This window comes from Methanococcoides vulcani, assembly GCF_900111645.1.
GTDB classification, from domain to species: Archaea; Halobacteriota; Methanosarcinia; order Methanosarcinales; family Methanosarcinaceae; genus Methanococcoides; species Methanococcoides vulcani.
In genome coordinates, this window is sequence record NZ_FOHQ01000001.1 from 1 (window position 1) to 17,992 (window position 17,992).

Below are 17,992 nucleotides of genomic sequence, written 5' to 3' on the forward strand. Positions count from 1 at the left end.
CACCCTCATGGATCTATGCAGCCGAAAAGAAAGGAATGGATGCTGATGACACGACCATCATCATGAGCGATATATCAAAAAAAGCAATGGAGCTTACAAAAGATGTTATCATGGAATTGCTTGAGAACAAAATTCAAGATGAAGAAAAAAGGAAGTCCGTTGCTCAAAAACTATTAAGTGGAGAGATGATACATGTCACTCCGATCTCTGCAAAAGAGGCTATTGAACTGGGTCTGCCGGTCAGCACTGAATTGCCTTCAGAAGTCCATGATTTCATGAAGTTTTTCAGGTCTGCAAAGATGAGCGTGGAATATATTGAGTAAATTGATTTTTTGAATTACTTGATTTTAAGAAAGGGTTAACAACCTTTCTTATTACCATTTTTCAAACTTTTCCACTAACCCTTCTATCCCACATCTCCAACCTTTCCCTAATATGAGCATTTAGAGTAAACGACTGATTAGCCTTCTCACAGCAGGTAAGCAAAAGCGGTGTTGAGCAGGGAATATGTGTTGTCAGCACTCCCCATACAACCACATCTGTGTTTGTCAATGAGAACGAATCCGGTCTTCGATTCGATATTCTGAACCTGCTGGAAAGACTCGTTCCCCCTTCGGCCGGCTATCAGCATGACAGGATAGATGACAATGCCGATTCCCACCTCAAAGCCGTCCTTCTGGGCTCGAGTGAGACCATCCCCATAATAGATGGAAAGCTGGTGCTTGGAACCTGGCAAAGTATATTTTTTGCTGAAATGGATGGGCCCAGGCACAGAAAAGTGAACATCATGATCATAAGGCAGAGTTGAACAGAAGGATTGGGGGTTTTGGGGAATGTTGTTGCATATAAGGCCGATAGGTGAGGTCGAAAAGGGTTTGCTGGATGGGCTGAAAGACCATATAAGCTCTATCTTCTCCCTGCCTGTCAAGATCGACCCGGCAATGTCAATTCCGTCTTATGCCTATAATCCTGATAGGGGGCAGTATGAAGCATCGACCATTCTTGCTGATATGATGATGTCAATACCCAGTGATGGTTCAAAGGTGCTGGGCATCATCGATAAGGACATATATGTAAAGTCTTTCAATTTTATCTTTGGACTTGCGGCTGAGAGGGTAGCTGTGATCTCACTCACAAGGTTGAGGGAGGAGTACTATGGACTCCCGCCAAATGAGTTTTTGTTCAAGGAGAGGATTCTCAAAGAAGCCATACACGAGATCGGACATATGTTCGGGCTTGTGCATTGTCCTGATATAGGATGTGTGATGCATTTCTCAAATACCCTTGATGATACTGATATCAAGGGTTGCGAGCCATGTGCACGGTGTAAGGCCCTTTTGTGAACCGTTCTATTATTAAGGCAGATCGAATTCCAAAATCTCTTATTCAATCATCTTCATGATCTCAAGAACCTCGAAGTCAGGGACATCATACCAGTTCTCATAGACCTGTGCGACCGCATAGAATTGATGGGGCCTTTCCAGGACTACCATATCATCTATCAGGTCCCCTATCTTTGCGGCGGTCTCCCTTCCTGTTACAGGTACTGCAACTACGATCTTTTTTGCCTTCTTTTTTTTGCAGAGCATTATGGCAGCCCTCATCGTGGATCCCATTGCTATTCCATCATCTACCAGAATAACGGTCCTGTCCTCTATGTCTGGCAGGGGTTCTCCTGACCTCAAGACATCTATCCGTCTTTCGATCTCTGCTATCTGGGCTTCTTCTATACTTTGCATCTCTTCACCTGAGAGCCAGTTCCCTGCTTCAGGGAAGATGAAGGTGCTTCCATTCTCTGCAATCGCACCAAACCCTGCCTCTGGATTATCCGGGAATGGCAGTTTCCTGACAACTATCAGGGACATCTCTGCTTCTAGGTACATTGCCACACGATACCCTATCTCAACACCCCCACGCGGGATGGCCAGGACGATTGGTTTTTCTTTCCTGTATTTATCAAGGGCTATGGCAAGCTTGTCTCCTGCTTCTTTTCTGTTCTTGAATATGGGAATCCCTCCATCTCTCTTAGAAAGGTGGCCTGTAGACTTCTATCGATGAGCCTGACGGTACTTTTGAATCAGGGAGGCACAATTCCAGTACCTTTTGTGCAATGTGCTCTGGTTTGAGCATTGGCTCATCGGAGAACAGGGATCTATACATCTGGGTATCAACGCCCCCGGGACATACTGCATATACCTTCACCTTTCCAGCAAGTTCGCTGGCAAGGGACTCTGTGATGCCGATAACAGCAAATTTGGAGGCACAATAGACAGAAAGCTGGGGTATCCCCTGTTTTCCGGCACCAGAAGATATGTTAACGATCCTGGCTGAATCGCTTTTGAGAATATGTGGAAGGGCGTATTTTGTGCAGAGGAACATGCCCTTGACATTGGTGTCCATTATCTCATCATATTCATCAGTTGAGATGTCCTGAAGAGGTTTCCTATAGGCAACACCAGCATCATTGACCAGTATGTCGATCTTACCGAAAACATCCATGGTCTTTGAGATGAGTTTCTTGACACCTTCCTCCTCTCTGATGTCTGTGCTTATGGCAAGACAGCTTGCTCCTGTATCCTCAACCATTTGCCTGGTCTGCTGTATCTCTTCCTCTGTCCTTGAAGCCACAACTATATTGGCTCCTTCATCTGCAAGGCTCAGGCAGATGGCTCTCCCTATCCCCCTGCCCCCACCTGTGACAATAGCGGTCTGACCTTTCAGTTCCATAGCATTCACTACTTAAAAGTTGGATTCAACAGGTCTTATGCTTTTGGGAAAATAGATTCTAAAGATTGTTTCTACTATCAAAGGAGATTGCTGTTCAGGTAATTGAAAACCTCTTCAAGGCTATCATACTTTAGATATGAATAAGAGTCCAGGGGTGTTGGCATATTATTGATGATCACAAGTTTCCCGTTGTTCTTCAGGGTGTAGCAGGGAAGTGTTGCTGCCGGCTGGACCACAAGGGAAGATCCGATCACCACCATAAGATCGGCTTTTGAGCATTCATCAACTGCTTTTTCCAGGGATTCCTGGTTCAGCATCTCCCCGAAAAAGATTATGTCCGGCTTTATGAGTCCACAGCACACCTCACAGACCGGGGATTTCCCCCTCCTTGACGATCTCTGCGATCATATCGAAGAAGGGGTACTTAGTACCACAGGAAAGACATGTATGATATTCGGGAGAGCCGTGTATCTCTATCACATTCTTTGAACCTGCCTTCTGGTGGAGCATGTCGATGTTCTGGGTGTACACGGTGATTTCAGTCCCCTGACTGTCACCTGCTCCTGTGCTGGATAATGCTTCAAAAGCTATACCTGAAAAATATGATTTTGAATCTCGACTTAACCGGAGCGGGAGGGCCATAGGGGCTGGAGACATGGTAAATGCTATGCTTAACTACGGCTACGCATTGTTAGAGGCAGAGTGCCCGAGGGCCATTAACTCTGTGGGCCCAGATCCTCACGTGGGCTTCTTGCATGAAATGAGTCCAAGCAAGAATAGTTTAGCTTATGATCTTCAGGAACCTTTCAGATTCCTTGTTGATTTTGCTGTTCTTAATCTGATAGAGACAAATGGGATAGACAAGAAGGACTTCATTAGGACAGAGAATTATTCATTGAGGCTCAGGCCCAGTGGGGCTAAGAAACTGACTGAAGAGATCAATTGGTGGTTTAACAAACCATTGTGAATATACCAGAGTTATATAATATGGAGTTTGATCTCAAAACATCACAAATAGAGGGAGAGAAACAATCTTATGAGTTACATTGCATCATGGAGTGGAGGTAAGGATAGTTGTTTTGCTTGTTATCAGGCAATTCTTGATGGATATGATATTTCCTATCTTGCAAATTTTCTCTCCAAAGAATATAGACGAGTACGTTTTCATGGAACAGAAGCAAAATTAATTCAATTACAGGCCGAGGCAATTGGCATTCCTTTATTTCAAAAAGAAACTACAGGGAGTGGATATGAACAGGAGGTTAAAGATGCAATAGGAGGTTTAATTCCGAATGGTGTAGAAGGCATCGTTTGTGGCGATATATATTTACAAGAGACTAGAAATTTGATGGAGAGGATTTGTGGAGATTTAGGGATTAAACTGATTGAGCCACTTTGGGGGAATGATCCTGAAAAAATTCTTCTTGAGTTCATAGATTATGGTTTTGAGGCAACTATAGTCAGTGCTGACTCAAATTTATTCGACAAAGAATGGATTGGCCGAAAAGTTGATAGAGATTTTTTGAAATATTTAAAAGATAACAATATCGATGTCTGCGGAGAAAATGGGGAATATCATACATTTGTGACTGATGGCCCCCTGTTCAAGAAAAAAATAAAAATAACCAGTAGCAGGACAATCATAAGAGATAGATTCTGGTTTTTAGATATTCTTGAATATTGTTAAAGAATTTTGCTAATCATTCTTAACTCCACATTGCAGCCATACAATTACGTTATCATCAATTTTTTTGTTACAGTTTGAACAGCACGTTTAATTACTTCTGAATGCAAAAGAGGTTTGGGGAGATGCTATGTATGAAAGCATTCGGGTGAACGAGGAGTCATCAAAAAAACGCATCCCAATAACTGTAAATGGGAAGCATTACCAGGTCGCTGAAAAGACTACTATCAAGAGGGCTCTCGAATCTCTTGGCTTCGAATTTGGGATATTCTCCAAGGAAGGGGACCTTCAGTCCCCTTGTGGATTTGGGGGCTGCTACACCTGCATGGTATTACTAAACGGGGACCCGGTCAGAACTTGTGTCACTCTGATCGAAAAGAATGCATCGATAGAGACAAGGCTTCCTGAGGATTTTGTTCCCAAAAGGATAATTCATGGTCCTCAGCCTCATAGAGTGGGAGGGAAAGCAACCCCCTGGTGGTTGAAAGCGAAAGGCTACATTGAAGTTGCTATATGGGCGGCTGGTTGCAACCTACGCTGTCCCCAGTGCCAAAACTACTCCATCACTTATGACGGGAAAAGCAGTCCCATAACTCCCTATGAAGCGGCTCAGCGCGTTACCCTTGCCAGAAGGAACTATGAAGTAGACAGAATGGCTATATCCGGTGGGGAACCCACCTTGAATAAGCCATGGCTCGTGGAGTATTTCAAAGAGCTGAAACATTTAAACCAAGATGAAAAGGCCAGGCTTCATTTGGATAGCAATGGAACCATACTGACTAAAGATTACATAGATGAGCTGGTGCTCGAGTGTGGAGTAACCGATATAGGCATTGAGCCAAAAGGTGTGAGGACAGAGACTTTCATGAAGATAACCGGGATCGAAGATGAAAAGCTTGTAAAGAGATATCAGCATACACAGTGGCAGGGAATTCGCCATATAACGGAAAACTATCTGGACAGGGTCTTCTTAGGCGTTGGATTTCCGTACAACAGTTATTTCATGGGGTTAGATGAGGTTTCTGAGTTTGGGAAAAAGCTTGCGGGGATAAATCCGGAGGTTCAGGTTTGTGTGCTAGATTATTTTCCGGCATTCAAGAGGAAAGAGATGAAGAGACCTAGCGTGGAAGAGATGATGAATGTAAAGAAGACGTTGAACGAAACAGGACTCAAAACGGTTATAGTGCAAACATCTAAAGGACACTTCGGTCCTTAACCACATTAGACATTTATATCCTGGATTACGTGACATCCAGCATCATTTATCTATGATAGGTACAAAAGTTAAGTTAGTTCCTCTTCCAGTTTTTTAGCAAATTCTGGATCAAGATATGCTTTTAGCCGCTTTACTGTTGTGGGATAAAGAGTGTTTGTCTCTTCTTCTAAATTTTAGTTTGCCGAAACTGGTTAAAGACAGGGATTTCTACAGAGCCCTTGTTTCGTTTATTGATAAATTGGGTGAATAATATGGGAAAATGCAAAATATGCGGGAAAGAGAGCCCGCTGATATCAAGTTTTCTGGGTCTCTGCCTGGAATGCATAAGGAATAGACCCGAAGAAGCGCTTCCTCTTGCAAAGAAAGCCCATGCCTTATCAAGAAGCAGATTTGGCCTTGTTCCTGAAGTACCAAAAGGGGGAGGTGTAAAATGTAAATTCTGCGGGAATGAGTGCGAGATCCATGAGGGAAGCAAAGGCTATTGTGGACTGGTGGGAAATGAAAAAGGAAAGATGCTCAGGGACAGGGAGTTGATAGCTACCTACTACTACGACCCGCATCCAACCAATTGTGTAGCCGAATGGGCATGCCCTGCAAGCGGCATAGGCTATCCTGAATATTCAATGTGTAAAGGAATAGAATATGGTTACAATAACCTTGCTGTTTTCTGTATAGGATGCTCATTTGACTGCCTTTTCTGCCAGAACTGGCACTTCAGGGAGGATATTGCTGTAAAGCCTAAGGTGGACGATGAAGAGTTCCTGGACGCAATAAGTGAAAATACCACATGTATCTGTTTCTTTGGCGGGGATCCTACACCCCAGCTGGATAAGATAACAAGGATCTGCAAGAAAGCCGAAGGAAAGAATAGGGTCCTTCGGTTCTGCCTTGAGACTGACGGGAACGCAAATCCAAAATTGCTGGGAAACTTCGCAGAGATAGGGCTGCGCTCAGGAGGGAATATAAAATTTGATCTGAAATTCTGGAATGAATATCTTAATATAGCGATTACCGGAGTCAGCAACAAAAATACATATGAAAATTTTAGACGGATGGAGAGATTCTACAAACAAAGAAAAGAGATACCTTTTCTCACCGCATCTACCCTTATGGTCCCGGGTTATACCGATGATAAGGAGGTAAAGGGAATAGCCAGCTTTATAGCAAGTATTGATGAAGAAATCCCATATTCTCTTCTCGCATTTTATCCTCACTTTGATATGAGGGATCTGCCCCTTACCAAAAGGGAAGATGCACTCAGATTCCAGAGAATTGCAAAGGAAGAAGGATTAAAGAATGTTAGGATAGGGAATGTCCATCTTCTTGCCTGAATATTTTGAAACTGAAATTATTTCGGTTTTAAACAAAGATGGGCTTTGTACCCTCAATTTAGGTGCAATTTCCAGACTAAAATCAGAGTGCCTCGGTGGCTTATGGGTATAGCGCGTTCTTGGTAAGGACGAGGTCGCGGTTTCAAATCCCGCCCGAGGCTCCAAATCACGGGGTTAAAAGCCCCCTTATTTTCATATTACAAAAAGCATTCTAAGCAAGTAACAGACATAAGATCAATGTGAGAATATGCTTGCAATCGAAACATCTTTCCATGAATTGTTTCAAATGCTTGGCTAATGGGTCCAATTTTACGTTTTATACTTTTGTTAGGTAAGCCGGGCGGGGCTACTAAATTTTTCAGACAGTCCTATTGTTTTACAATAGGGTTTTTTAATTATTCTATATCGGATAAAGTCTTTTCTCAGTTATTCGGAAATATGCTGAGTTGAGATCTCGATATCCGGAAGTGTTTGATGAGATGGAAAATATCAATACACAATGACAAAAGGGCGAAGTCTGTTTTTTTGGGAATTCGGAGAATGAGAGGAAAAGAAAGTCTGGTATAAGGCACTGTTGTGATATAAAAATCTATAATATATAGAAATCCTCTTCAATAAGAATACAAATATGTAATATAATGTTGGAAAAATCCAAACGCTATGCAACTATCATTAGGGTGTTCTTGAAGTACAACCTGTTTTCACTTCTGTACAAGGATATTCATAAAGATCATATCTCCAACAAGAAATGTACTTGTGCTTTAGATTTAAAGAATCGAAGTAATGCTACAAAGCTCCGTCTTGCTTTTGAAGAACTTGGACCAAGTTTTATAAAATTAGGTCAGATGTTGAGCAAGCGTCCTGATTTAGTTCCATACGCCTACATATTGGAACTCGAAAAATTACAGGACAACGTCAAACCTCTTGACTTTGATAAGATGCGTGAATCCTTTGAAACCGAGTGCATCTGCGAGATGGGGAAGGGAGACCACAAACACAATCCGACCTGTTATCATTGTAATGACATATTGGACATATTCGATGAACTTGATACAACACCAATAGCAAGTGCATCAATAGGTCAGGTATACCAAGGGTTCCTTAATGGAAAGAAAGTTGCAGTGAAGATTGCGCGTCCAAACCTAATTGATACAATAAATTTAGATCTCGAAATTATCAATGATCTAAAACCAATTTTAATGAAATTAATGGGAGTTGGAGATAACTTTGATTCTGATCTATTTCTTCGGGAATTCAGAGAAATGCTGCATAATGAGCTTGATTACAAAATAGAAGCCATGAACATGATGCGCTTCCACGAGAATTTTGAAGAAGTAGAAGACGTAATAATTCCAAAAGTCTACCTCGATTACTGTAGAGAAAGCGTACTGGTCATGGATTTTGTAGAAGGGACCCTGGTCAAAGATTTAGGTGACACTGACCAGGAAATAAAAACCCGATATGTCCAACTTATAAGCTCGAGTTATCTGAAGCAGGTATATTTGGATGGGTTCTACCATGCCGATCCACATGGAGGGAACATTGTAGTTAAAGATGGTACGATAGCATTCATTGATTTTGGTGCAGTCGGTAAGATCAATAATGAGTTAAGACGCAATATGTTGAACCTGTTCTATGCTATAAACAAAAAGAAAGTGGATATGGCAGCAGATGCGTTTTTGAAAATTGGCAAGCTGAACAAAGAGGACATCGATATTTCAAGATTTAAGTGGGACATTGATGAACTAATTACAAAACAACATAGAGGCATTGGGGAGCGTAAAAGCGATAATTATGCACTTCTTGCTTTGAAATACAACATGTCGCTTCCAAGTGCATTTTCTACACTAGAACGCGCACTTATACTTGTTGAAGCAGTCTGTCTTAGCCTTGATTCAAACTACAATATCATGGATGAAGCACGCCCGATCATATCCAAAGCTCTAAAAGAACGTTATTCGCCAACGCATGCAGTTGAGTTCGTCCAAATGGAAGGCGATGAATATATAGAAATATTCAAAAACCTACCGTCCGGGATCAATGACGTAATTGAAACTATTCGCGGATACAAACTTGAAAGGTTAGAAGCCAAGAGCAATACTCTCAAAAGGTACCGCATACTTGGAGAATCACTGAGATACTCATTACTAATAGTCCTGATAATCTCATCTGTATATCTGATTATTCAGGGAGACTTCAGTTCTTTAGGAGTCGTTGGATTTTTTGTAGCCCTGATCCTGAGTGCCTATACATTGAGAAGCTCTTTATGACAAAAACAGCAAACGTGGGGTTTGGTTACCCCACCTTAAAGCAGATTGATCGATCAAAGTGTTTTCAGATAGGCAATTAGATCTTCAATGTCTGCATCTGACATATCCCACTTTGGCATTGTGTGATCAAGTTCCTCGCCAGAGGGACCCTTACCTTCTCTTATAGCGATCTTGATCGTTTCATCGGTGTATGGAGGATGTTCCTCATGTTCATCCTCATGCTCTTCTTCAGCAGTCAGAGTTTCATAGGTTATATCCGGAGGGATCACCGTACCCATCATGATTGGTACTCCACCTTTACCATCTGTTCCATGACAGCTTACACAACTACCACCATGAACATAAAGCCAATGAGGCCCTCCACTAACTGGTATTTGTTGTTCATTCTCATTAAAACCGGTATAATAGATCATTTCTCCGTTAGACTCGAATTCTGTGACAATATTCGAATCCAATGATGGGTCATATTGTTCAGGATACATGAATCCAGGTTCATGCCAGCCATATTCCTGATGTGGCATGCTGTAAGGATCAGTCCTTTCGTTCACACATCCAGCTATCATTAGTACTATTCCAATCAAAACAAATGTCATGACAATTCTTTTTGTCAAATTGAATTCCCCCACTTTATTACAAATTATAGATTATAGTAATCTGTTATACAAAAATGCAAAAGCATCACTATTGCAGATATCACAGCTAACGATAGTCCAAATGCAGATGGTTTTAATGCTCCCATAGTTTGCCCCCAATCTTCATCAGATAGATACATTAAAAGTTAGATAATACAACAATAAGTATTTTTTGTAGCAGATGGTGTCTAAAAGCATCGCCGTTAAATCGATATAATGAAACCCTAAGCTACAATCTTTAAGTTCTACAATTATCTATTATATTGAGTGGCAATCAAGCAATAGGACTTCCAAAAAGCCCATCTGGCGGTCAGGATATGTTCAAATAATGTCAAGATACAAACATTTATATTCAACAGGAATAGAAGAAATAATAATGTCCAAAGAGCTCAAAACACTTCCTGTGGTAACCCGTGAACAAAAAACTAAAGAAAGCTGTAGTACCAAAGGTTGTGGAACTGGTGCCTGTGCTGGAGGCTTCGGGATAAGAGCAGGGTCTGAAAAGAGCGTCGTATACAGGAACATCCTTACCTATTTACTTATAGGGATCGTGATGTTGCTCACGGCATACATAACCCTTAATATCATCACTTCAATCCTCGACTAAGCCCCCTCTCCCTTTCTCCATTTATCCGTATGTAGGATCTTCTTATTCTGACCTGGGCAAAAACCACTGATACAACATAAATAATAGTTGAGTATGTTATTCATATTAGTGGGAGTGGAATTTTGAAAATAAGGGATATTAGAAGCAAGGACATTTCAAATACAATATCTGTTGAAGGTGAAGTTTCAACCATAAATGAAATTCGTCCTAAATTGAAAACTGCTGCTTATATGTGTAATATTTGTGAAGGAATTGTGTGTTTACCAGTAGAAGGATCTGAAATTGGGAAACCGGTACATTGTGAAAATGAAAGTTGCGGTAAAAGATCTGATTTTATTCATTTGGAAGATAAATCTTCAAAGACTGATTCTCAGCAAATCGAGATCAAGGAATTGGATAATATTTGTGATCCAAGGTCATTGATCGTTCATTTGGAAGGGGATTTGGTGGATACTATAAAAATTGAAGATAAGATTGTTGTAATCGGGGTACTAAAAGCACACTTCCAATCAACATCTACTACGGGTGATTTTGTTTTAGAAGCTAACTCAGTTGAAAAAATGAAAGAGAAGAAAGTGGTTAGCGATAATAAAGAGGGAACAGACTCAAGTGGAGAAATACAGATCATACGTGAAATAATTGACCAGCTCAGATTATCTTCCCCTTCCGATAAAGTTTTACTTGAAGATATTTACCGGGAAGCTTCAAATTTACATATTGGACGAGAACGTGCTGAAAAGTATATTGCAAAACTTAGACGCCAGGGTTGTGCATATTTACCGGATGAGAAACATTTAAGAGCTCTTTGGTGATCTGGTTCAAATGTTGACCACACCTTTTTCATTTTTTATAAAAATATCAGGTCTTCCCTCTCTTCTACCGCCTGTTCATGATGTTTGCCATACATTTGTCACTGCAACACAGCATAAGACGAGAACTTTTTCTTCCGCATCTGCAACGTTGCAGGACGACCCGACCCCTGCAACATAGTTGCTTTCATTGTCGGTTTTCCGCTTAATATTCTGGTTCTGCAGAATCCTTCATGTAAACCAAACACGTGACCTTGACACACATTTCAGGATCATGTATCCGACAGCCAATTAGGCTGAAGCAATAAAATTATATCATTTGTTATAATTATTTATTATATAAGTTTAAATTCGGGGTGGGAACAAAATGAGCTTAGATGCTACAGACATTGCAAGCGTTGCAGACATGCCTGCATGGTGGCCGAATATTTCAATAGGTATCTTTTTTTGGTTTCTTGGAGTTGCCGGTGCTGCGATAATGGTATATCTCGGTGAATGGGACAAATTAATGGGAAAAAGTGCTCGTATACTGGAACTTGAAGAGGAGATCAGGTCCAAGAGAGAGACCGCAAAAAAACTGAATGGTCCGAATGATGTTGATACCAGGAAAAAATGGGAGGATATTATCGACATCGAAGAGAGGCGATTGTATGCGGAAAAGAAAGACAGTAGAAACCTTGGGGTCATATTGTACCTGTTTATTGGCGGTGTGATTGCATCCGTCCTGGCTAATGGTGTGCTGGAAGCGGTTGCTGTTGGTGCGGGATGGACAGGGTTCCTTGGTATATTTGCGATCAAAAAAGACAGTGATGAGAGAAGAAAGGTAAGGGATAAAAAGGACGACGAAGATCTCAAGGAAATGAAGGAACTATTGACCAAAGAAACCCATGCTGCATATTACAAAGGCTATTATTCTGCCATAGAACAGGTGGCAAGGGAAGAGGATACAACTGTTGAGACTGTGCTGGGGAAATTAGGATACGAGGTGGAATGATGGATGAAAGTGATCGCGAGAAGGAATTGATCGAAAAAGTGCTAATGAAACAGAAAGCTCTGCCGGAAAATCTAACCCAGGAAATAGAAGAGGCATTTGAGCAGTTTAAAGAAAAATCAGACAAGAAAAAGATTTTTTGACCAGAGCTGTTTTCCCAATTATTCTTTCATTATGTTATACCGACTTTCATTCGCCGGGATGGTTTTGGCACCGACTATCCGGAAACCACAGGGGAGAGTGGAAATTATCTATCTGATGAAAGCAATACTTCACTGAATGGATTCACTGCATTTTTTGCATTGCTATGATCGCATTAGCATTCCTGATAAAAAAATAAGATGGTCTTAAGTTGCCATAGGCCCCTTTTAACCATTTTTCCTTGACCATTCCATAGTGATCAAAGCAAACTCGTGAAGTTAACAATATGCTCATTGAGGCACAGGTTACCGTGCTTCTGTCATTACAACGCAGCATAAGACGAGAACTTCTTCTTTCGTATCTGCAACGTTGCAGGACGACTCAACCCCCTGCAACAAGGTTGCTTTCATTCTCATTCTTCCGCTTTAGTTCTTCTTGCTTCCAGCAGGTAGATTGTCCCGATCGTTGCAAATCCCACTGTAATCAAAAGCAATGGAATAGTCTTCGATGAACTTACACTCCTTCCTAAAATAGAGCTTAAATTGTATATTAGCAACAAAGAAATTGCAACTAATGAAATGATAATTGCTTTCACGTTTTTGTCTTGTATGATGATCACCACTTTATAACATTAGATATTAATTTTTATAGTTTTTTTGTATAAAATAAACTATGTGTTATTTAAAGTTTATCCTCCCCATTTATACACGAAGTCATTGTAAAACAACATAAGGCGAGACTTTTTTCTACATCAATACAGAAATAGTGGCATCAATGCATTCATATGGTCATTGTGGCCGGCTTCAGGAAATTGTAGGGCACTGGAAGAAACTTCGATGAGCTGGCCTTCGTCAGCCAAACAGCCCGGCCAGCGAGCCGTTCTTGAGCACAAGATGGAAGATGGTTATGATCTGTCCCTGATTATCCGGAAATCAGTCAATTTCTACACAACAAATAGGGTTTATTGTGCAATATGCTAGGATGTGAAGTCTCTTAGGTAGCGGTCAATCATTCAGGCTTTTGGAGCCTGGGGCCCCGATTCGAATTCGGACGGGACTATTTGTATTTTCTAAAAAAACTCATTTTAGTGCTTTGTTTCAGCCTTATTCTAATCTTTGTGTTTTTGAAAAATAATAGAGTTTCTTGTTAATATTAAAAAGGTTTATAAATTATCTCAGTCATCATATTTTCCGGGATGTACAAAACAAATGAAGCACTATGAAGTAGTTGCAGCAATAATCATGGATGATGATAAAGTTCTATGTGTTCAAAGAGATCATGGAAAATATGATTACATTTCTTTAAAATATGAATTTCCAGGTGGAAAAATAGAGCCTTCTGAATCTAAAGAACAAGCATTAGAACGCGAATTATTAGAGGAACTCGATCTGAACATAGAAATTGAGAGGGAGTTTCTAACTGTAAATCATCAGTATCCTGATTTTAGTGTTACTATGCACAGTTTCATTTGCAGTGCTTTAAATTCAACATTGAATCTGAAAGAACACATTGCGTTCAAATGGTTAAATCCAGAAAATTTATCAATTTTGGATTGGGCTGAAGCAGATCTTCCAATTGTCTCAAAATTAATGAAGGAATGTTAAAATGGATAACTTTCCTGTATCTTTATTAGATAGCTTGAAAACTGGCTTTATTGATCAGTCCTTAACTTCAAAAAAAGAGTACCTCCCAGAGTTACTAGTAAATGATTCAGATAATGGCAAAAAAGTACTACAGACCATATCTAGAGAACTAAAAAATTGTGATGAATTTTGGTTTTCAGTAGCATTTGCAACAAAAAGTGGTGTAACTAGTTTAATTAATTCATTCCAAGAACTTGAAAACAATGGGATTAATGGAAAAGTATTGGTGTCTCAATATCAATATTTCACTCAGCCAGAAGCATTGAGGTCTTTATCAAAGTTTAAAAATATTGACTTAAAAATAGCAGTAAATTGTGATTTTCATGCGAAGGGGTATCTATTCAAAAAAAGCAATAGATATGACTTGATTATTGGGAGTAGCAATCTTACAGCTAATGCATTATGCTCAAATAAAGAGTGGAACTTAAAAATTTCAGCTACTTGCGACTCTAAATTGATAGCTGATTCTATTAACGAATTTAGAAATGAATTTGAAAATGCAGTATTGGTAGATGATAAATTCATTGATTCTTATGCATTAGATTATAATTTGAAAAAGAAGTTCATTTCAAGTTCAAGAAACAGCATTGAATCTCTTCACAATGATTCAATAACTCCTAATACAATGCAAATTGAAGCATTGGCAAACCTGAAAGATTTAAGATCAAATAATAAAGATAAGGCTTTATTAATTTCTGCAACTGGTACAGGGAAAACATATCTGTCTGCATTTGATGTAAAAGCATATAATCCGAAAAAGTTTTTATTTGTAGTACATCGAAGAAACATTGCAGAAAATGCTATGAAAAGCTTCAAAAAGATTTTTGGCGATAGTCGAAGCATGGGCATTTACTCAGGAAATGAGAGAGAAATTGATGCTGATTTTATATTTTCGACTATTCAAACGATTTCTAGAGATGAACATTTAACTAAATTTAATCAAAGACATTTTGATTACATCGTTATAGATGAAACCCACAGAGCAGGAGCAGAAAGCTATCAAAAAATCCTCAATCATTTTAAACCAGAATTTCTGTTAGGTATGACTGCTACTCCTGAAAGGACAGATGGTTTTGACATCTTTTCTCAATTTGAACACAATATTGCATACGAAATACGTTTGCATAGAGCTTTAGAAGAAAAAATGTTATCGACTTTTCATTATTTTGGTGTAACTGATGTTACGGTAGATTATCAAGTTTTAGAGGAGGATGCAGCTTTTTCTTTGTTAACAGCAAAAGAACGTGTAGATAGGATCATTGAAAAAGCTGAATTTTATGGCTGTGACAATGGCTGTGTGAGAGGACTTATCTTTTGTAGCAGTGTAGCTGAAAGTCAGGGATTGTCTGATGCATTTAATGAAAGGGGATACAAGACAATTTCATTATCTGGCAAAAATAGTGAGGAAGAGAGAATTGATGCAATAAACAGATTGGAAAGTTATGTTCCTTCTGAAAAATTAGATTATATCTTTACGGTTGATATCTTCAATGAGGGAGTGGATATTCCAAAAGTAAATCAAATTATTATGTTGAGACCCACTGCATCAGCCATTATTTTTGTACAGCAATTAGGAAGAGGATTGCGTAAAGCTAACGACAAAGAATACCTTACTGTGATTGATTTCATAGGCAATTACAATAATAGTTACTTAGTCCCAATTGCGTTATACGGAGACACTACTTACAACAAGGACACATTGCGTAAATTGATGTTAAGCGGAAGCAGTTTAATTCCGGGTGCTTCAACTATTAATTTCGATAAAATTACGCATGACAGGATTTTTGCAGCAATTGACAAAGCGAATTTACATCTCAAAAAAGACCTTGTAAAAGATTACGAGCTCTTAAAATTCAAGATCGGCAGTATTCCTATGATGATGGATTTTGTCGAACACGGTTCTCGAGATCCACAATTGTATGTAAACTATTCAAAATCGTATTTTAATTTTGTATCAAGTCAAGAGGAATCATTGCAAAATAAACTATCTGAAAAGGAAACCAAGCTCCTCGAGTTGTTCTCTAGTGAAATTGCAAACACAAAAAGGGTCGAAGAAGTTCTTATTCTTAAAAAATTGATTTCTGGAAGTATTCTGCTAAAGGAAGAATTTAAAGCAATTGTTTTTGATAGATATGGAATTTCGCTTTCTGATGAAACAATAGAATCGTGTATCAAAAATATCAATTTTGAATTTGTAACTAAAAAACACAATGGTAATCTAGTTAGTGTTAGGAAAATATATGATTTAAATATCATTTCTTATACAAACGAAGTGATCACATTTAATGATGAATTTATAGATTTACTTAAAAATGGGAACTTCTTGCGTTTTCTAAATGATATGCTGAACTATTCCGAAACAATTTATGATAGAAATTTTGACAAAAATAAATATGTTGATGGATTCCTATTGTATCAGAAATATTCCCGGAAAGATGTTTTTAGAATTCTGAATAGGGAGCAGAATCCTTTAGCACAGAATGTTGGTGGTTATCTTATTAGTCCTCAAAAGACAAATTGTCCAATATTCGTAAACTATCACAAAGAAGAACATATCTCGAGCACTACGAAATATGAAGAGGGCTTTGTCAATAACTCTGAATTTGAATGGATGTCTAAATCTAGAAGAAAACTGGATAGTGATGACGTTACTACTATCAGAAATTACAGAAACGGACTTAGGTTGCTTTTATTCGTCAAAAAAAGTAATGGCGAAAGTAACGATTTCTACTATATGGGTGATGTGACTCCCATTGATGAAAGCTTCGAAGAAGCTACTTTGGTTGATGATGATAATAAAAACGTTTCAGTTGTAAAAGTAAGGTATAGGATGAATCATCCTGTTGAAGATTCGATTTACGAGTACATTACAGCACCAAGTGATTAATGAATTTAGACTAGACTTAAAGTTTTTTCAAGTGCCTGATTTCCAGTTTTCCAAACTGCATCACCAAAAACTCCACTGCCATCTCCTTCGGATCTGGGGCTGATGTGGACGTGGGCATGGACACGTGGGACAAGCTACCCGTTGAAAACTCTACTATGCCCTTGATATCCCCACTACTACTGGTTCACTTCAATTATTTCGGTCCTGTGTAGTAGTCCTGCTCCTTTGCGATCTTATGGTAGTTCTTTGTGGTACGTATGAACAAGCACAGATTCCTGTCACTGTTTTGCTTACATGTTTCCATCGGTTGTTCAGATTCTTCTCTCATTTCTTCATCTCGTTCAGTTGTCTGGTAATATGGACTCAGGCAGTTTTCCTGGGATCTCCTTACCTGTATGGAGGGAGACTGGAGTAAGATCTGCCGGGTACCCTGAACATAAGTTAAAAAGTGGAAGCATTTAGTACTATCGTTTTAGATGGCAAGTATTATCAATTAAGATAACAAAAAAAGATCTGATCGAATTATCTCAAAGAAAAGTCAAAAATGAGGATAACTCCTCACTCCATCACCAAAAGCTCCGCCATCTCCTCCAGATCATCCGCTGCGCCGGGAACGGATACAATTGAATGCATGGATCCGCCGCCATCTCCTTCGGATCTGGGGATGATGTGGACGTGGACATGCGGGACAAGCTGACCGGCGGCGGGCTTGTTGTTCAGGCCGATGTTCGAGCCGTCCGCGGATACAGCATCTTCTACCAGTCTTGCGATCATCCTTACGGTGGCGAAAAGGGCGCCGGCTTCCTCGGCAGGCATTTCGGTGAAGTTTTCGTAGTGTGCTTTCGGGACAACCACTGTGTGTCCTCTGGCACAGGGGTTTATGTCAAGGAAAGCATAGGCTACTTCATCTTCGTAAACCTTGTAGGAAGGGATCTCTCCCTTTATTATGTTACAGAACAGACATTCCATAGTTCGACTCCTCACAAATAATGCAGCCTTCACTTATATATAGGATTCTACGACTGGCAAATTATTTAATGATCTGTATCTGGTT

General features: G+C 39.6%; 22 protein-coding genes and 2 tRNA genes. 16 read left to right on the forward strand and 8 right to left on the reverse strand.

The genetic code is table 11. The features are described from left to right. From BMX02_RS00005 to BMX02_RS00015, 3 genes are all read left to right on the forward strand, one after another. Positions 1-323 (forward strand): SDH family Clp fold serine proteinase (locus BMX02_RS00005; RefSeq protein ID WP_449288723.1); only part of this gene is annotated, 323 nt, incomplete at its 5' end. Between the two features lie 182 nt (positions 324-505). Further along, positions 506-808, forward strand: a complete 303-nt coding sequence (locus tag BMX02_RS00010) for a secondary thiamine-phosphate synthase enzyme YjbQ (protein WP_091687932.1) — start codon at positions 506-508, stop codon at positions 806-808. Between the two features lie 25 nt (positions 809-833). Continuing rightward, positions 834-1,343, forward strand: a complete 510-nt coding sequence (locus BMX02_RS00015) for an archaemetzincin family Zn-dependent metalloprotease (protein ID WP_091687935.1) — start codon at positions 834-836, stop codon at positions 1,341-1,343. Positions 1,344-1,382: 39 nt separating this feature from the next. Here BMX02_RS00015 and BMX02_RS00020 read toward each other — a convergent pair whose 3' ends face one another. From BMX02_RS00020 to BMX02_RS12190, 4 genes are all read right to left on the reverse strand, one after another. Continuing rightward, a complete protein-coding gene (locus tag BMX02_RS00020) occupies positions 1,383-2,012 on the reverse strand; it encodes a phosphoribosyltransferase (protein WP_342210527.1) in 630 nt (209 codons plus the stop codon). Between the two features lie 13 nt (positions 2,013-2,025). Next, the gene (locus tag BMX02_RS00025) at positions 2,026-2,727 is read right to left on the reverse strand and encodes an SDR family NAD(P)-dependent oxidoreductase (RefSeq protein WP_091687938.1); all 702 of its coding nucleotides are present in this window, start codon (positions 2,725-2,727) and stop codon (positions 2,026-2,028) included. 77 nt (positions 2,728-2,804) lie between these two features. Then, entirely contained in the window at positions 2,805-3,089 is a 285-nt protein-coding gene (locus tag BMX02_RS00030; RefSeq protein WP_280176515.1) for a Sir2 family NAD-dependent protein deacetylase, read from the reverse strand. A 1-nt stretch (position 3,090) separates the two neighbouring features. Then, positions 3,091-3,384: a Sir2 family NAD-dependent protein deacetylase gene (locus BMX02_RS12190; RefSeq protein WP_280176516.1), complete on the reverse strand. Its 294-nt coding sequence runs from the start codon at positions 3,382-3,384 to the stop codon at positions 3,091-3,093. Between BMX02_RS12190 and cas1 the strand changes: the two genes are divergently transcribed. From cas1 to BMX02_RS00060, 6 genes are all read left to right on the forward strand, one after another. Beyond that, positions 3,293-3,694 carry a CRISPR-associated endonuclease Cas1 gene (cas1, locus tag BMX02_RS00035; protein ID WP_244625058.1) on the forward strand — a complete coding sequence of 134 codons (402 nt, stop codon included), beginning with the start codon at positions 3,293-3,295 and terminating at the stop codon, positions 3,692-3,694. The two genes, BMX02_RS12190 and cas1, sit on opposite strands and share 92 nt — an antisense overlap. Before the next feature lie 69 nt (positions 3,695-3,763). Further along, on the forward strand, positions 3,764-4,414 hold the full coding sequence (locus BMX02_RS00040; protein ID WP_091687940.1) for a Dph6-related ATP pyrophosphatase: 651 nt from the start codon (positions 3,764-3,766) through the stop codon (positions 4,412-4,414). Positions 4,415-4,541: 127 nt separating this feature from the next. Continuing rightward, entirely contained in the window at positions 4,542-5,627 is a 1,086-nt protein-coding gene (locus BMX02_RS00045; RefSeq protein ID WP_091687942.1) for a radical SAM protein, read from the forward strand. 251 nt (positions 5,628-5,878) lie between these two features. Next, on the forward strand, positions 5,879-6,958 hold the full coding sequence (locus BMX02_RS00050; protein ID WP_091687944.1) for a radical SAM protein: 1,080 nt from the start codon (positions 5,879-5,881) through the stop codon (positions 6,956-6,958). 89 nt (positions 6,959-7,047) lie between these two features. After that, a tRNA-Thr gene (locus BMX02_RS00055) sits at positions 7,048-7,122 on the forward strand. Positions 7,123-7,596: 474 nt separating this feature from the next. Then, positions 7,597-9,228 carry an ABC1 kinase family protein gene (locus BMX02_RS00060; RefSeq protein ID WP_091687946.1) on the forward strand — a complete coding sequence of 544 codons (1,632 nt, stop codon included), beginning with the start codon at positions 7,597-7,599 and terminating at the stop codon, positions 9,226-9,228. A 53-nt stretch (positions 9,229-9,281) separates the two neighbouring features. Here the strand turns inward: BMX02_RS00060 and BMX02_RS00065 are convergent, their stop codons facing one another. Beyond that, on the reverse strand, positions 9,282-9,839 hold the full coding sequence (locus tag BMX02_RS00065; RefSeq protein ID WP_244625060.1) for a c-type cytochrome: 558 nt from the start codon (positions 9,837-9,839) through the stop codon (positions 9,282-9,284). Between the two features lie 397 nt (positions 9,840-10,236). Between BMX02_RS00065 and BMX02_RS00070 the strand changes: the two genes are divergently transcribed. From BMX02_RS00070 to BMX02_RS11715, 4 genes are all read left to right on the forward strand, one after another. Further along, on the forward strand, positions 10,237-10,467 hold the full coding sequence (locus BMX02_RS00070) for a hypothetical protein (RefSeq protein ID WP_135644007.1): 231 nt from the start codon (positions 10,237-10,239) through the stop codon (positions 10,465-10,467). Positions 10,468-10,589: 122 nt separating this feature from the next. Continuing rightward, complete coding sequence (locus tag BMX02_RS00075; protein ID WP_167879290.1) at positions 10,590-11,279, forward strand: minichromosome maintenance protein MCM; 690 nt, start codon at positions 10,590-10,592, stop codon at positions 11,277-11,279. 364 nt (positions 11,280-11,643) lie between these two features. Then, positions 11,644-12,270, forward strand: coding sequence for a hypothetical protein (locus tag BMX02_RS00080; RefSeq protein WP_091687952.1), 627 nt, complete (start codon positions 11,644-11,646; stop codon positions 12,268-12,270). Further along, the gene (locus BMX02_RS11715) at positions 12,270-12,410 is read left to right on the forward strand and encodes a hypothetical protein (protein WP_177165232.1); all 141 of its coding nucleotides are present in this window, start codon (positions 12,270-12,272) and stop codon (positions 12,408-12,410) included. Before BMX02_RS00080 ends, BMX02_RS11715 begins: the two co-directional genes overlap by 1 nt. 410 nt (positions 12,411-12,820) lie before the next feature. Here BMX02_RS11715 and BMX02_RS11535 read toward each other — a convergent pair whose 3' ends face one another. After that, positions 12,821-13,027, reverse strand: a complete 207-nt coding sequence (locus BMX02_RS11535; protein ID WP_143052414.1) for a hypothetical protein — start codon at positions 13,025-13,027, stop codon at positions 12,821-12,823. A 368-nt stretch (positions 13,028-13,395) separates the two neighbouring features. On the opposite strand from BMX02_RS11535, the gene BMX02_RS00085 reads away from it, so the two are divergent. The 3 genes from BMX02_RS00085 (at position 13,396) to BMX02_RS00095 (ending at position 16,938) form a co-directional block, all read left to right on the forward strand. Continuing rightward, a tRNA-Gln gene (locus tag BMX02_RS00085) sits at positions 13,396-13,467 on the forward strand. Between the two features lie 149 nt (positions 13,468-13,616). Continuing rightward, positions 13,617-14,012: a (deoxy)nucleoside triphosphate pyrophosphohydrolase gene (locus BMX02_RS00090; RefSeq protein WP_091687954.1), complete on the forward strand. Its 396-nt coding sequence runs from the start codon at positions 13,617-13,619 to the stop codon at positions 14,010-14,012. Positions 14,013-14,046: 34 nt separating this feature from the next. Beyond that, entirely contained in the window at positions 14,047-16,938 is a 2,892-nt protein-coding gene (locus tag BMX02_RS00095; RefSeq protein WP_245725348.1) for a DEAD/DEAH box helicase, read from the forward strand. 193 nt (positions 16,939-17,131) lie between these two features. Here the strand turns inward: BMX02_RS00095 and BMX02_RS12195 are convergent, their stop codons facing one another. Both BMX02_RS12195 and BMX02_RS00100 read right to left on the reverse strand, forming a co-directional pair. Further along, complete coding sequence (locus BMX02_RS12195) at positions 17,132-17,266, reverse strand: hypothetical protein (protein ID WP_280176517.1); 135 nt, start codon at positions 17,264-17,266, stop codon at positions 17,132-17,134. A gap of 230 nt (positions 17,267-17,496) precedes the next feature. Next, positions 17,497-17,907, reverse strand: a complete 411-nt coding sequence (locus tag BMX02_RS00100; RefSeq protein ID WP_091687958.1) for an HIT family protein — start codon at positions 17,905-17,907, stop codon at positions 17,497-17,499. Positions 17,908-17,992 lie beyond the last annotated feature (85 nt).